The organism is Flavobacterium aestivum (genome assembly GCF_026870175.2).
Taxonomy (GTDB): Bacteria; Bacteroidota; Bacteroidia; order Flavobacteriales; family Flavobacteriaceae; genus Flavobacterium; species Flavobacterium aestivum.
In genome coordinates this window covers 183,874-199,569 of the sequence record NZ_CP113977.2, presented here as the reverse complement: position 1 = coordinate 199,569, position 15,696 = coordinate 183,874, and the positions used below count along the sequence as shown (strand labels likewise).

11 protein-coding genes, 3 tRNA genes and 3 rRNA genes are annotated in these 15,696 nt (G+C 36.5%); 12 read left to right on the top strand and 5 right to left on the bottom strand.

All coding sequences use genetic code 11. The annotated features are described in order from the left end of the window. Positions 1 to 137: 137 nt before the first annotated feature. Together OZP08_RS01015 and OZP08_RS01010 are read left to right on the top strand one after the other, a co-directional pair. Positions 138 to 770, top strand: a complete 633-nt coding sequence (locus tag OZP08_RS01015) for a 7-carboxy-7-deazaguanine synthase QueE (protein ID WP_268847911.1) — start codon at positions 138 to 140, stop codon at positions 768 to 770. 293 nt (positions 771 to 1,063) lie between these two features. Continuing rightward, positions 1,064 to 1,456, top strand: coding sequence for an energy transducer TonB (locus OZP08_RS01010; protein ID WP_281322770.1), 393 nt, complete (start codon positions 1,064 to 1,066; stop codon positions 1,454 to 1,456). A gap of 93 nt (positions 1,457 to 1,549) precedes the next feature. Here OZP08_RS01010 and OZP08_RS01005 read toward each other — a convergent pair whose 3' ends face one another. Further along, positions 1,550 to 2,092: a YfiT family bacillithiol transferase gene (locus OZP08_RS01005; protein ID WP_268847908.1), complete on the bottom strand. Its 543-nt coding sequence runs from the start codon at positions 2,090 to 2,092 to the stop codon at positions 1,550 to 1,552. Positions 2,093 to 2,121: 29 nt separating this feature from the next. Beyond that, positions 2,122 to 2,829 (bottom strand): class I SAM-dependent methyltransferase, encoded by a 708-nt coding sequence (locus OZP08_RS01000; protein ID WP_268847907.1) that lies wholly within the window; start codon positions 2,827 to 2,829, stop codon positions 2,122 to 2,124. A 73-nt stretch (positions 2,830 to 2,902) separates the two neighbouring features. Between OZP08_RS01000 and OZP08_RS00995 the strand changes: the two genes are divergently transcribed. From OZP08_RS00995 to OZP08_RS00955, 9 genes are all read left to right on the top strand, one after another. Beyond that, positions 2,903 to 3,397, top strand: coding sequence for a YkgJ family cysteine cluster protein (locus OZP08_RS00995; protein ID WP_268847906.1), 495 nt, complete (start codon positions 2,903 to 2,905; stop codon positions 3,395 to 3,397). A gap of 113 nt (positions 3,398 to 3,510) precedes the next feature. Continuing rightward, the gene (locus OZP08_RS00990) at positions 3,511 to 4,746 is read left to right on the top strand and encodes an ABC transporter permease (RefSeq protein ID WP_281322769.1); all 1,236 of its coding nucleotides are present in this window, start codon (positions 3,511 to 3,513) and stop codon (positions 4,744 to 4,746) included. A 917-nt stretch (positions 4,747 to 5,663) separates the two neighbouring features. Further along, positions 5,664 to 7,177 (top strand): 16S ribosomal RNA (locus tag OZP08_RS00985). A 130-nt stretch (positions 7,178 to 7,307) separates the two neighbouring features. Then, positions 7,308 to 7,381: transfer RNA gene (locus OZP08_RS00980), tRNA-Ile, on the top strand. A gap of 150 nt (positions 7,382 to 7,531) precedes the next feature. Continuing rightward, positions 7,532 to 7,605 (top strand) — tRNA-Ala (locus tag OZP08_RS00975). 142 nt (positions 7,606 to 7,747) lie between these two features. Next, a 23S ribosomal RNA gene (locus OZP08_RS00970) occupies positions 7,748 to 10,631 on the top strand. 130 nt (positions 10,632 to 10,761) lie between these two features. Beyond that, positions 10,762 to 10,871: ribosomal RNA gene (rrf, locus tag OZP08_RS00965) — 5S ribosomal RNA — on the top strand. The 16S, 23S and 5S rRNA genes sit together here with 2 tRNA genes alongside, the layout of an rRNA operon. An 827-nt stretch (positions 10,872 to 11,698) precedes the next feature. Next, positions 11,699 to 11,773 (top strand) — tRNA-Val (locus OZP08_RS00960). 53 nt (positions 11,774 to 11,826) lie between these two features. Beyond that, the gene (locus tag OZP08_RS00955) at positions 11,827 to 13,107 is read left to right on the top strand and encodes a tyrosine-type recombinase/integrase (RefSeq protein ID WP_281322768.1); all 1,281 of its coding nucleotides are present in this window, start codon (positions 11,827 to 11,829) and stop codon (positions 13,105 to 13,107) included. 104 nt (positions 13,108 to 13,211) lie between these two features. Here the strand turns inward: OZP08_RS00955 and OZP08_RS00950 are convergent, their stop codons facing one another. The 3 genes from OZP08_RS00950 to OZP08_RS00940 form a co-directional block, all read right to left on the bottom strand. Then, positions 13,212 to 13,757: a hypothetical protein gene (locus OZP08_RS00950; protein ID WP_268847903.1), complete on the bottom strand. Its 546-nt coding sequence runs from the start codon at positions 13,755 to 13,757 to the stop codon at positions 13,212 to 13,214. 223 nt (positions 13,758 to 13,980) lie between these two features. Continuing rightward, positions 13,981 to 14,376: a hypothetical protein gene (locus OZP08_RS00945; protein WP_268847902.1), complete on the bottom strand. Its 396-nt coding sequence runs from the start codon at positions 14,374 to 14,376 to the stop codon at positions 13,981 to 13,983. A gap of 174 nt (positions 14,377 to 14,550) precedes the next feature. Continuing rightward, on the bottom strand, positions 14,551 to 15,216 hold the full coding sequence (locus OZP08_RS00940) for a hypothetical protein (protein ID WP_281322767.1): 666 nt from the start codon (positions 15,214 to 15,216) through the stop codon (positions 14,551 to 14,553). A gap of 226 nt (positions 15,217 to 15,442) precedes the next feature. On the opposite strand from OZP08_RS00940, the gene OZP08_RS00935 reads away from it, so the two are divergent. Next, on the top strand, positions 15,443 to 15,631 hold the full coding sequence (locus OZP08_RS00935; RefSeq protein WP_281322766.1) for a hypothetical protein: 189 nt from the start codon (positions 15,443 to 15,445) through the stop codon (positions 15,629 to 15,631). Positions 15,632 to 15,696 lie beyond the last annotated feature (65 nt).

The window sequence follows — 15,696 nt, the reverse complement described above, 5'->3', positions numbered from 1 at the left end:
TGGGAATTCATTATCCAATGCTTTGGCTCAGTATAGAGTTATTATGAATATTAGATTGTTTTCCATTACTTTAGAATCCTTTGTTTTGTTTTTTACTCATTTTGTAATTGCTTATCTTTGTACCCTAAATTATAATAATGTTATCAAAAGAAGTTCAATTAGAAGTAAACAAAGGAACCATGCTTCCGTTAATGGAGGAGTTTTATACGATTCAAGGAGAAGGTTTTCATACAGGAACTGCTGCTTACTTTATTAGAATAGGTGGTTGCGATGTAGGTTGTCATTGGTGTGATGTAAAGGAAAGTTGGAATGCAGAATTGCATCCACCTACAAATATAGATTTGATTGTTAACAATGCAGCCAAATATGCTGATACAATAGTTATTACAGGAGGTGAGCCTTTAATGTGGGATATGGATCCTCTAACGCAAAGATTAAAAGATAGAAATCTAAAAGTTCATATTGAAACTTCAGGTGCATATCCGCTTAGTGGTACTTGGGATTGGATATGTCTTTCTCCTAAAAAAAATAAATTACCAACTCAAACTGTTTATGACAGTGCAGATGAGTTAAAAGTGATTATTTATAACAAGCATGATTTTATCTTTGCAGAAGAACAAGCGGAAAAAGTAAATCAAAATGCTATACTTTTTCTCCAACCAGAATGGAGTAAAAAAGAAGAAATGACTCCACTTATTGTTGATTATGTGATGAATAACCCAAAATGGAGAGTTTCATTGCAAACTCATAAATATTTGAACATTCCTTAAGTTTTTTCAGATAAGTGTTTTATCTAAATTGAAAAGATTTTTGATATTTTGTAAATAAGATAATTGTCAAGTTTAAGAATCTTGATAATTATCTTATTTATCTGACCTTTAGGGTTTTTGGTTAACAACTTATTTGTTAGTGATTTAATAAAAATTAGCTGAATATTGGATAAATTTTTATTGATATATTTGTGTTTATCATTTTGTTCTTCGTTTTTTTGAATATATTTACAAAAATCCTTTTGCCTTTAGGTCAATTAATGGGGTTTATTGAATTTTTAAAATAATAATAAATGAAGAAAATTTTACTTTTTGCATTCACCATTTTCTCTGTACATTTTGCTTCGGCACAAGTTACAAGTACTTATGTAGATGATGCACCTTACAATTATGAAGAGGTAGATGAAAAGCCTCAGTTTCCTGGCGGTATTATTGAATTTAAAACTTTTGTCGGTAAAAATTTGAATTTAAGTGATTATGAAGGGGGGTCAGGAGTGCTTAAAGTTAGTTTTATTATTGAAGCTAATGGAGAGGTAAGTAATGCTGAAATAACGGAAGATCTTGGAGGAGGTGTAGGCAAAGAAGTAAAAAGAGTTGTTTCTTTGTCACCTCGCTGGATGCCAGGGCGCAATAGTGGGAAAATAGTTAGAGTAATGATTAAAATTCCGCTAAGAATAACGGGATGATCTTAAAACATTTCATTTTAAAGTACTGTTTTTTAACAAAAAAAGCTAAATGTTATATAACATTTAGCTTTTTTTGTTAAAAAACAGTACTAATTACCACCCTTTTTGTTTTTTTAACACTGTTATATGAGCCAAATGATGATTGCAGTGCCAAGCATAAAGACCAATTAGTTCTTGGATTTGTATTTCTGTATTGTGCTCGGGATGTATAAACGATTTTTTCAAATCGATAGGATTTAATCTTAGCATTAAGTAGGCTAATCTATAATGGAGACCTTCTAATAATAATAATGAGGGTTGGATAGGCATGGTTAAATTGTCATCTAATTGGGACCAACGATCTTCATAGTAATATTTTATTATTGGTATTTCTTCAGTCAAAGCCCATTTCAATCGAATGTAGCAATTCATATGGCTGTCACCACAATGATGTATTACCTGTCTAACAGTCCAACCTCCTGGTCGATAGGGAGTGTCTAATTCTTCCTCTGTCAAATTAATAACTTCTTTTTTTAGTCTTTCTGGGAAAGAAGCAATTTCGGCAATGGCAGCATTAATATAATCAGTTGAATATACTTCTGGAGCCTTAAATTTCCCAATGGGATAACGCAATTTTTCTAATACTGAATCTTCCATTTTGATTTTTTTATGTTGGTTTTTTGATTTTAAATCGAAAGTTTAGCTAAATAATCGTAATGCTCCCCTTCCAGAATCAATTCGCATTGTAAGCCATTGGCGAAAGCTGCATTTTGTAAAGTGTTATAATCAAGAAACAACCAATCAAGAGGAGCTTCTTTTTCTCCTTTGTAAGTTATATTGAAGATGGTTTCTCCATAATATTCATTTTCCGATGGAATCCATTTTCCTCCATCTTCATCTTCGTCAAACATATAAATAATATCGGAACTATCCATTAATATTTGTCCACCTGGATTCAGCAAAGATTTTAGTTTCAAAAGAAATGCTGAGATGTTTTTGAGTTTTCCGCATATTCCAGGACCATTCATTAGTATTATAATAGTGTCAAATTTTTCATCTTCTAATGTCATTACATTCTGAACTTTCACTTTTTTTAGACCTCGAAGAGTGCAGGCTTGTATCGCATTTTCGGAAATATCAATAGAAGTTACATCAAGATTTCTGTCATTTTGTAATGTCAGGCTATGACTTCCTGCCCCACAACCTACATCTAGTACTTTACCTTTAGCGAGTTGTAATGCTTTTTGTTCAATTTTAGGCATTTCATCATAACTCCTAAAGAGATAAGCTACGCTCATTTCGTCTTCTTCAGAAATGGAGGTTTCGGTTATTATATCTTCAGGATTGTTATTTGTTTGATAATCGAGTATGGCTTTTCCGAAAAGATCTTTCATAAAATTAGTTTCAAGTTTAAAATTCCGAGTTTAAAGTTTAGTACTTTTGTGGTTTCAACTTCAAATTTCAAAATTGAAACCAGCTTTAAACGAACTAGGAAAACTTGCCAAAGATAAGCATATCGAAAACAAAAAGTATTTTGATAAGCTAAAAAAGAAAACGCCCAAGAATTTAGATTATATAATGCAGGATTTGCATGATGCAGAATTCAAAAAAACAGATTGTTTAAAGTGTGCCAATTGTTGTAAAACCACTGGGCCATTATTTACTCTTGCAGATATTGAACGTATTTCAAAACATTTTAGGCAAAAACCACAACAGTTTATTGAGCAATATTTGCGAATTGATGAAGATAAAGATTATGTGCTGCAAAATGTTCCTTGTACTTTTTTAGATAATGAAAATGCTTGTATGATATATGATGTTCGTCCTAAAGCATGTCGAGAATTTCCTCATACCGATAGAAAAAAGTTTCAGCAAATTGCAGATTTGACTATTAAGAATGTATCGATATGCCCTGCAGCTTATAATATAGTCGAAGAAATGAAGAAAAAATTACCGTTGTAGTAGAAATGTTTATCAGCCGAATTAGATTTTTTAGTTTTAGACAGGTTGTCTGGTTAAAAAGAATTCGTTGAAAATTTCATGTACATTTGTTTAGATCCTCAAAATATATCAATTTGAATTTAGAATATTTTATCGCCAAAAGACTTATAACTGCCAAAGATTACAAAAGTAGTATATCGGCACCAATTATAAACATAGCTATATCGGCCATTGCAATCGGAATGATAATGATGATTGTCTCGGTTGCAACAGGTATTGGCTTGCAAAATAAAATACGCGAAAAAATATCTGCTTTCAATGGGCATATTATAATTTCAAACTACGATAATAATAAATCTGAAATTACTTTGTCGCCGATTTCGAAGAATCAAGATTTCTATCCAAAGTTTAAGTCAGTCCCAGGAGTAGGTCATGTTCAAGCTATTGCTAGTAAAGCCGGGATTATCAGAACCGAATCGGCTTTTGAAGGTATTATCTTTAAAGGAGTTGGAAACGATTATCAATGGGAGAATATAAAGGAGTATCTGGTTTCAGGCAAATTGCCTAATTTTTCTGGAAGCCTCAATTCAGAAGTTGTGATTTCTCAATTTCTTGCCAATAGGTTAAATTTGAAAGTTGGGGATTCCTTTAATACCTTCTTTATAAAAGAGGATCAAAATCAGTTGCCGAATGTTCGTAGATTTAAAATCACAGGTATATTCAATTCAGGATTTCAACAATTCGACGCAACCTATATAATAGGGGACATTCGTCATGTGCAGCGCATTAACAAGTGGACGCCGAATGAAGTAGGGGCATTCGAAGTCTTTGCGAAAGATTTTGGTGCAATAAAAGAAGTAGGAGAACAAGTGTATGAAAAAACATCTTCAACACTTGATACAAATACTATTGTCGAAAAATATAGTTACATATTTGAGTGGTTGCAACTTTTTGATTTCAATATTATTGTGATCTTAGTAGTTATGATATTGGTTGCTACTATTAATATGGTAGTTGCTTTGTTAGTGCTCATTCTGGAACGCACACAAATGATTGGAATTCTAAAAGCATTAGGAGCCAGTAATTGGTCAGTTAGGAAAATATTTCTGTATAATGCTTTTTACCTTATAGTAAGAGGACTGTTTTGGGGTAATCTTATAGGAATCTCATTGTTGTTAATTCAGCAATATTTTGGAGTTATAAAGTTAAACCCTGAAAACTACTATGTAAATCAAGCGCCAGTTTATATTAATCTAGTTTATATATTAGCTTTAAATCTACTAACGGTTTCGATTTGTTTTTTAGTCTTATTGATACCTTCATATATAATCACCAAGATTTCGCCAGTCAAAGCAATTCGTTTCGATTAAATTCTGACAATTAGTAGCTTTATCCCGCTCTACGTTTCAATTTTGTTGTCCGAACGCCGGCCAACAAGGATTTCCACTGCTATCGGGGCTAGGGGATGGGTTCTTAATAAGGAGCTGTTCCTATATATAAGGTGTATTATATAATTATAGGAGTGTATAAAAACATATACCTTATATATAGGAGAGACTGTTTGAGGTGGGAATCTATATAAATAGGTGTTTTGGCTTAGCTGAATTGGTTGCATCCGCCTGTAGTTTGGGTGTTGACATCTTCAATCTGCCACTAAAAACGGTGCAAAACGTCAAAAACCACTCCAAAGTGAGAGCTAAACGGAAAGAAACGTAAAAAAGAAGAAATGTAAATAGCGCAAAACCAAAGTGTTGAAAAAAACTTTAGGATAAGGTTAAAAAAAGGTTAGAAAAAGTATTGTTTAAGTGAATAAAAGGTCTACTTTTGCACCCGCAACAACGCAGACGTTCATAGATAGACTGGCAAGAGAGATGAAATTGGGATTGAAAAAAAAATTCAAAAAAGATTTCAAAAAGCTTGCGAGAATTAAAAATGATGTTTACTTTTGCACCCCGCAAAATGCGCAACGTTCTTTGAGAGACTGGATAGAGAAAGAGAAGAAAAGAGATAAAAAATTTCTAAAAAAAACTTCAAATTTTTCTTGCCGGTTAAAAAAAGAATTGCTAGTTTTGCACCCGCTTTGAGAAACAACGAAAAGCGCGAAACACGGACTCACACTGAGTTGTGAATCTTAGAAAGAATTAAGATACGTTCCTAGACATATTGAATTGACAGCCGTCTCGATTAATCGAGACAAAAGAAATAAGAGTAATAGAATCGAAAGATTTGAATAAAACCACTAGACCTTCAGTCAAATAAATAAAGAGATTTAAATCTCAAACAATATACGATGAAGAGTTTGATCCTGGCTCAGGATGAACGCTAGCGGCAGGCTTAACACATGCAAGTCGAGGGGTATTGGTTTTCGGACCAAGAGACCGGCGCACGGGTGCGTAACGCGTATGCAATCTACCTTTCACAGAGGGATAGCCCAGAGAAATTTGGATTAATACCTCATAGTATTAAAGATCGGCATCGATTTTTAATTAAAGTCACAACGGTGAAAGATGAGCATGCGTCCCATTAGCTAGTTGGTAAGGTAACGGCTTACCAAGGCTACGATGGGTAGGGGTCCTGAGAGGGAGATCCCCCACACTGGTACTGAGACACGGACCAGACTCCTACGGGAGGCAGCAGTGAGGAATATTGGACAATGGGCGCAAGCCTGATCCAGCCATGCCGCGTGCAGGATGACGGTCCTATGGATTGTAAACTGCTTTTGTACAGGAAGAAACACTCCTACGTGTAGGAGCTTGACGGTACTGTAAGAATAAGGATCGGCTAACTCCGTGCCAGCAGCCGCGGTAATACGGAGGATCCAAGCGTTATCCGGAATCATTGGGTTTAAAGGGTCCGTAGGCGGTTTAGTAAGTCAGTGGTGAAAGCCCATCGCTCAACGGTGGAACGGCCATTGATACTGCTAGACTTGAATTATTAGGAAGTAACTAGAATATGTAGTGTAGCGGTGAAATGCTTAGAGATTACATGGAATACCAATTGCGAAGGCAGGTTACTACTAATGGATTGACGCTGATGGACGAAAGCGTGGGTAGCGAACAGGATTAGATACCCTGGTAGTCCACGCCGTAAACGATGGATACTAGCTGTTGGGCGCAAGTTCAGTGGCTAAGCGAAAGTGATAAGTATCCCACCTGGGGAGTACGTTCGCAAGAATGAAACTCAAAGGAATTGACGGGGGCCCGCACAAGCGGTGGAGCATGTGGTTTAATTCGATGATACGCGAGGAACCTTACCAAGGCTTAAATGTAGATTGACCGATTTGGAAACAGATCTTTCGCAAGACAATTTACAAGGTGCTGCATGGTTGTCGTCAGCTCGTGCCGTGAGGTGTCAGGTTAAGTCCTATAACGAGCGCAACCCCTGTTGTTAGTTGCCAGCGAGTCATGTCGGGAACTCTAACGAGACTGCCAGTGCAAACTGTGAGGAAGGTGGGGATGACGTCAAATCATCACGGCCCTTACGCCTTGGGCTACACACGTGCTACAATGGCCGGTACAGAGAGCAGCCACCTCGCGAGGGGGAGCGAATCTATAAAACCGGTCACAGTTCGGATCGGAGTCTGCAACTCGACTCCGTGAAGCTGGAATCGCTAGTAATCGGATATCAGCCATGATCCGGTGAATACGTTCCCGGGCCTTGTACACACCGCCCGTCAAGCCATGGAAGCTGGGGGTGCCTGAAGTCGGTGACCGCAAGGAGCTGCCTAGGGTAAAACTGGTAACTAGGGCTAAGTCGTAACAAGGTAGCCGTACCGGAAGGTGCGGCTGGAACACCTCCTTTCTAGAGCTTCAGTGTTAGCGCAAGCACGCTGGAGAAAGAAGACGAAAAGGACTATTTGGGAACGAATGTGGACGTTTTATTACTCTTGCTGTTAATTTAAAAAAAAAGAATAAGAATTAAGTAAAAACAGAGTCTCGTAGCTCAGCTGGTTAGAGTACTACACTGATAATGTAGGGGTCGGCAGTTCGAGTCTGCCCGGGACTACAAAATTTGAGATTTTAGATTTAAGAATGAAGATTTTAGATTTAAGATTTAAAAAAAAAACTGAAAAATACTTAATAAAAGGAAATTCTAGGGTTGAGACCTTATGAGCTGTGATTCATAACTCATAACTAATAACTCATAACTAAAATTGGGGGATTAGCTCAGCTGGCTAGAGCGCCTGCCTTGCACGCAGGAGGTCAACGGTTCGACTCCGTTATTCTCCACAAGAGCGAAAGCTTATGGCTAAAAGCCAATAAAGTTCATTGACATATTGAGATAAGAAATAATAAAAAGTAGAAAGCAGTTTTACTTGATTTATTTAAGTAAAACGAAACAAAACGGTCATAATTGATTTTATGATTGGTACAATAAGCAAAATAAGGGCGTATGGGGGATGCCTAGGCTCTCAGAGGCGATGAAGGGCGTGATAAGCTGCGAAAAGCTACGGGGATCGGCACACACGATTCGATCCGTAGATACCCGAATGGGGCAACCCACTATGTTGAAGACATAGTACACCGATAGGTGGGCAAACCCGCTGAACTGAAACATCTAAGTAGGCGGAGGAGAAGAAAACAAAAGTGATTCCGTAAGTAGTGGCGAGCGAACGCGGATTAGCCCAAACCAATGTTGTTACGGCAATGTTGGGGTTGTAGGACCACGATATTTCTTGCACAAAGAACCGGAATCTACTGGAAAGTAGAACCAAAGAGGGTGATAGTCCCGTATGGGTAATGAGTGTAAAGGATAGTGGTATCCTGAGTAGGGCGGGGCACGTGAAACCCTGTCTGAATTTGGCGGGACCATCCGCTAAGGCTAAATACTCCTGAGAGACCGATAGTGAACCAGTACCGTGAGGGAAAGGTGAAAAGAACCGTGAATAACGGAGTGAAATAGATCCTGAAACCATACGCTTACAAGCGGTCGGAGCCCATTCGTTGGGTGACGGCGTGCCTTTTGCATAATGAGCCTACGAGTTAACGTTGCTGGCAAGGATAAGTGGTTAAGCCATGGATCCGTAGCGAAAGCGAGTCTGAATAGGGCGCTTTAGTCAGTAGTGTTAGACGCGAAACCGTGTGATCTACCCATGGGCAGGTTGAAGCTGTGGTAACACACAGTGGAGGACCGAACCGGTTGACGTTGAAAAGTCTTCGGATGACCTGTGGGTAGGGGTGAAAGGCCAATCAAACTCGGAAATAGCTCGTACTCCCCGAAATGCATTTAGGTGCAGCGCACGGCGTAAAGTTATATAGAGGTAGAGCTACTGATTGGATGCGGGGGCTTCACCGCCTACCAATTCCTGACAAACTCCGAATGCTATATAATGTTTCCGTGCAGTGAGGGCTTGGGTGCTAAGGTCCAAGTCCGAGAGGGAAAGAACCCAGACCATCAGCTAAGGTCCCCAAATATATGTTAAGTTGAAAGAACGAGGTTTGTCTGCCCAGACAGCTAGGATGTTGGCTTGGAAGCAGCCATTCATTTAAAGAGTGCGTAACAGCTCACTAGTCGAGCGGACGAGCATGGATAATAATCGGGCATAAACATATTACCGAAGCTATGGATTTACAGTTTACTGTAAGTGGTAGGGGAGCATTCTAACAGGGTTGAAGGTGTATCGTAAGGTATGCTGGACTGGTTAGAAAAGAAAATGTAGGCATAAGTAACGATAATGCGGGCGAGAAACCCGCACACCGAAAGACTAAGGTTTCCACAGCTATGCTAATCAGCTGTGGGTTAGTCGGGACCTAAGGCGAACCCGAAAGGGACAGTCGATGGCCAACGGGTTAATATTCCCGTACTAGTTATTACTGTGATGGGGTGACGGAGTGATGAAAGCGCCGCGAACTGACGGAATAGTTCGTTGAAGTACCTACCTATAAGCTGCGCAGGCAAATCCACGCGGCTTGGGGAAATACGATAGTACTCGGAGTCTTCGGACAAAGAGATAGTGCGCCTAAGGGCTTCCAAGAAAAACCTCTAAACTTCAGGTAATAAGTACCCGTACCGTAAACCGACACAGGTAGTCGAGGAGAGAATCCTAAGGTGCTCGAGAGATTCATGGCTAAGGAATTAGGCAAAATAGACCCGTAACTTCGGGAGAAGGGTCGCCCCGAGTAATCGGGGCCGCAGTGAAGAGGTCCAGGCGACTGTTTATCAAAAACACAGGGCTCTGCAAAATCGTAAGATGAAGTATAGGGCCTGACACCTGCCCGGTGCTGGAAGGTTAAGAGGAGATGTTATCTTCGGAGAAGCATTGAATTGAAGCCCCAGTAAACGGCGGCCGTAACTATAACGGTCCTAAGGTAGCGAAATTCCTTGTCGGGTAAGTTCCGACCTGCACGAATGGTGTAACGATCTGGACACTGTCTCAGCCATGAGCTCGGTGAAATTGTAGTAACGGTGAAGATGCCGTTTACCCGCAGTGGGACGAAAAGACCCTGTGCACCTTTACTATAGCTTAGTATTGACCTTGGATAAATGATGTGTAGGATAGGTTGGAGACTTTGAAGTGGCGTCGCCAGGCGTTGTGGAGTCATTGTTGAAATACAACCCTTTGTTTATCTGAGGCCTAACCCCATATTGTGGGGGACATTGCTTGGTGGGTAGTTTGACTGGGGTGGTCGCCTCCAAAAGAGTAACGGAGGCTTCTAAAGGTTCCCTCAGTACGCTTGGTAACCGTGCGTAGAGTGCAATGGCATAAGGGAGCTTGACTGAGAGACATACAGGTCGATCAGGTACGAAAGTAGAGCATAGTGATCCGGTGGTTCCGCATGGAAGGGCCATCGCTCAAAGGATAAAAGGTACGCCGGGGATAACAGGCTGATCTCCCCCAAGAGCTCATATCGACGGGGGGGTTTGGCACCTCGATGTCGGCTCGTCACATCCTGGGGCTGGAGAAGGTCCCAAGGGTTGGGCTGTTCGCCCATTAAAGTGGCACGCGAGCTGGGTTCAGAACGTCGTGAGACAGTTCGGTCTCTATCTACTGTGGGCGTTAGAAATTTGAGTGGATCTGATTCTAGTACGAGAGGACCGAATTGGACAAACCTCTAGTGTATCTGTTGTCCCGCCAGGGGCACCGCAGAGTAGCTACGTTTGGAAGGGATAAGCGCTGAAAGCATATAAGCGCGAAACCCACCACAAGATGAGATTTCTTTTAAGGGTCGTGGAAGATGACCACGTTGATAGGCTATAGATGTAAAGGCAGTAATGTCATAGTCGAGTAGTACTAATAACCCGTAAGCTTATGTACATCCTTTTCCCGAGTCTCAGGACTCGGGAGAGAACTTTCTAATATGCTTTTTATGTTCTTTATCTCAGTATGTTAAGATATTGTGTAATGTTGTTCCGAAAAAGTCGGAATACCCATTGCAAAACGACCTTAAGGTGGTTATTGCGGCGGGGCTCACCTCTTCCCATCCCGAACAGAGTAGTTAAGCCCGCCTGCGCAGATGGTACTGCAGTTATGTGGGAGAGTATGTCGTCGCCTTTCTTTTGAAAACCCTGTTTCTAACGAAACGGGGTTTTTTGTTTTACAAAATATCCATCTCGTGATTGCTAACCAATAACAAATCCAAAGTATTAACCGAAATGCTGAGCGATAAGCATTGAAAATCATATGTTTTTTAGCAACCATGATTTAGAAATTGCCCAAGTGTTGTTTTGAATACCAGATTGCATGAGGGATGGGAATGGCATCCTTTTCTTTTCTTTCTTTAGGAAAAGAAAAGATATAATGGACAGCTCGACCCAAAGAGGCATGCTCTAATGGAGAAATATCCTAGATTTAAGATTGTTAATTATTTATTGTTGATGAGCTGATATAAGCCTTTTTAAAGAGAGTTTACGAGATAAAGTGAAGAGAATATATGTTTAATCTTTTTTATATTAAATCATAGCTATTTTTATAGTGATTGATATTGTATTTGAAGCTATCTTTTGAAGTTTATCAAAATATGAAATATAAGTGGAGTGTATTAAATCATATTTTTTAAGAATCGGATTCTGAGAGATAGTCGAGCTATGTGATGAATATGTTTCAAGAGTTAATGATTTTTCTATGTTATTTTGATTGAAATCTTGTGATATGGTTTGCCTATTTTTATAGATTTTATTCTTAATAATCGACATTTCTTTTTTTGTTTAAGTTTAAAATTACTTTTTGATAAAATTAATTTAATTCTAAAGTATTGTATGTTAGTAAGATGTGTAGATTGGTTAAATTAAATGTAAAATTTATTTGAAAATATTTTGTAGAAACGAAAAACTAGCCTATATTTGCACTCGCAATAAGGAAATGAAGATATCTAAATTGTAATAGGGCGATTAGCTCAGCTGGTTCAGAGCACCTCGTTTACACCGAGGGGGTCGGGGGTTCGAACCCCTCATCGCCCACAGATTTAAAAGGTTTAGAATAAGCGATTTACGGAAGTAAATCGCTTTTTTTTATGGCTAAACTTAAAGACCTTTTAAAAAACATACACACAAACGTACACGGTTTTGAAATGAAACGACAATATTCTGACCCTCAAATTTATACTGGAGGTGTTGATATAAAAAAATGGAAAACACTTTCAGAAGAACAAAAACAAGCAGCCTTAAAAAAAAATTGGTACCTATATTATTCCTATCGTGACCCCGAAACAAATTTACTAACGCGTCAACAGAACATAAAGGACGGGGTGAATTGGTATAAAACCAAAGAGGAACGTTTAGAGATTTTAGAAAAATACCGCATTAGTTTGTCAATCATTTTAAAGAATGGTTTCAATCCTTACATTCCCGATGATGATTTACTAGAAGATGAAAAAACTATTTTGACAATTAAGGAAGCTTTTGAATTAGGAATCAAATTAAAGGAGAAAGTATTAGCCGAAAAACCATTTGCGACCTATGAATCAAGGATTAATAATTTTAAAGGATGGCTCGATAAGAAAGGATTTATAGGACAACCCATTACGGCAATCACAAAAAAAGCCGCACAGACCTATTTAAACGAAATTTTAAACAAAACATCTGCCCGTAGTTACAATGATGCCAGAAGTATATTATCTTCTTTATTTGAAGTTTTAGATAGTAATGACATTATAGAGGATAATTTTATTTCTAAAATTCCGACTTTAAAATCAACTCCAACAAGAAATAAAACCTATACCCAGACTATTCAAGAACAAATTTTTAAAGACCTCAAGGAAAAAGACAGCCAGTTATTACTCTTTATTTTGTTTATTTCATACAATTTTCTGCGACCAATAGAGGTGTGTAGATTGCGAATTGAAGACATTGACGTTGTTGGCAAGCGCCTTTATATAAAAGCTAAAAACCAGCCTGTAAAGACAAAAATAATTCCCGAAATCTTACTTCGAGAGTTACCTAATTTAGAGAATAAAAATAAAAAGCATTTTCTTTTTACTCCCAATGGAATAGGGGAATGGGTGACCAAAAATGAAGACGATAAAAGAGGTTATTTTACCAAACGATTTAATAAAATGGTCAAAATACCTATGAACTTGGGCGCTGAATATGGATTATACAGTTTTAGACATTACTTTATTGGTAAATTATATCAAGAATTTGCAAAAGAACTAACACCATTTGAAACAAAATCTAAATTAATGCTCATTACTGGACATACAACCATGAGCGCCTTAGAGAAATATTTACGTAACATAGATGCAGTTCTTCCAGAAGATTATTCAGAACATATAGAATTATCTCTGATGGGTTAATAATATATTTTTGTGCTCCAACTAAAAAACATATCTCTTTTAAAGTGATTTAAAAGAGATATGTTTCTTTTGTTTAAATAAAAGCTGTTTCCAATAGCTTATTTTTAGTTCATAAATTTGTCAACCATTCTTTGTCTAAATCCTTGATAATAATCTTGAAGTTTTATGTAATCAACATTTTCAATGGATTTGACAATGCTAATTTCATTTTTTAGAAACTCAGTTAATTCTGGAATTTCGATTGAGTCTTTTTCGTTATCAGTATAATGTAGATATGCTGGAATATGTGAACCAATAACTTTTTCAGATATTTGTCGATAAATATCCATTGAAATATAACTAAATAGCATATTTTCTAAAAGCATATCTTGTTTTCGTGTCAATTTTAATCCTGGTCTGACTAAATTTATTTGCTCAACATAGTGATTAAGTTGATTTATTATACCAAATTTTGCTTTTTGACTTTGAGTTTTATCTTCAATATCTCGCAGTTCAATTTTTAACAAATCAATTTTATCTTGAATTTTGTTTCTATTATTATTTGCGATTTGTTTCTCATCTTCATTATTTGCAAAATGAACATAAAACATTGACATTTTCAAATTATGTTCATTTTGGATTAATTCTTCTAATAATTCTAATTCATTCATAATTTAAAATTTTATAACTAAGATTAAATACAACTTAATTCGGAAGGTATATTATTTCGTTTGTGGGTAAGTTACTGGTAGCGTCTTACTGCTACAGTGGACTTGGGATTAAATTAAGCTCATTCTTCGGATTTGCTAAATAAGCCAAAATACAAAACCAACTTCCCATTTAGCCAATTACCTAAATCCATTGTAGTATCTGTTAACTGCTGGTTTTTGTAAACTATAGTTTTAATTCTGCAATTTGTTGTTTAAGCTCACTTTCAAAATGTTTGCTATCTAAATATTGCATAGGTATATAGCTATATTCAGAAAACATTTGCATAATTGTAAGTCTTGTATGCGCCATTGAAACTTGAATAAGATTGAGTATCATGTCAGTATTCGATTTTAAATAGTCTGCGTTGAAAAACTCTATAAAGAATCCTGAAATTGTATTACAATAAATATGTCTTTTACTATCAATAGGTAGTAGTAGTTCAAATCTGATTCTAAGATTGACACCATCTTTTATGAAATTAGGCTGTATTAAAAAACCCCATAGTTGATCTTCAACTGGTTTTTCTACAATTTTAGATTCTATTATCCCAAGTTCAATTACTTGTATTCTCTGTTGCATGAATTTAATTTTTAAATGTTGTGAAAAGTTTGCAGCTAACCTCGCCCCGCTACTATATGTTTGAGAATAAAATAAGCCCATTATTCGGATTTGCCAAATCATCTCAAATACAAAATTATCTTTCCATTTAGCCTATTACCCAAATCCGTTGTAGAAACTGTTAGCGCTAGTGTGTCATTTTATATTTTTTACAGTGCCTAATGCCAGTAACTTAGATTCTCCTAAATCAATTTTATTTTTATTTGCAATTTTATTTATCTCAATAATTAAATGTAATAGTTTATCCTTACTATTGACTAATCTAAATTCACTTTGAAGTAAGTCATATTCCCTTTCAGGTATGTATGGCTTTATTATTATCAAATTTTTGTCAATTATTCTATATGCTTCGCTCCCTGAAATTTGCTTAATTAGTAAATCACTGTACATTAAAATTATTGAAATACCCGTCAAAATAAACATAAAAGATGCTCTCCCTTTTTTTTTCAATATATTAAAAATCGCATCTGCAATAATTCCAGATTTAATGTCATTTTCGGTCGATTCATGTTTTATAAAAGCAAATTGCACTTTAATAAATAAATAAATAGGCAAAGCGATAATTACTAAAATTATAATAATTGAAGGTAAAATTTGAAAAGAATACTCACTAGCAAAAATATGGCTATACATATCATTTACATACCCTTTATAGAATAATGAAAAAGTTGATACAAATAAATTTCCTATGTAGAAAATTAAATCTCTTATTAATAATTCCCATAAAGCCGTTCCTAAAATTCCAAGTAGTAATACTCCGCTTAAAGCTTTTAATCTGTTTAATTTTGATGTATTTTCCATTTTTTATAGGTTGATTTTTTAATATTAACACTCAAATTATTGCTAACGTGTGGCTACTATAGCGGGTTTGGAACTAAATTAAGTCAAATACAGAACCAACTTCCCATTAAACCTAATTATCATAATGTCGATTAGTAGCTGCTATATTATGGCTTTTATCCTTCTTTTTTTTTTGGGGTGTAATGTAAGAATATTTTTCGTATGTTTGATTTTTAAACATAACTATATGAAAACAATTACATTACTACAATCAGGTCACGAAATAGTTGTCAAAGTTTTAGTCCACAACATTAAGCAATTTTATAGTCTAACTTATAATACTGGTCAAACAGTTACCGTCATCGAATTTACTGATGGTAAAGAAAATCACTTTAAAAATAGTTTAGCAGAAGTTGAGAAATTAATAAACGATTGATTGATATATCTAAAAAGCAAACCTCTTTCAAATCGCTTTAAAAGAGGTTTGCTTTTTAGTTATTA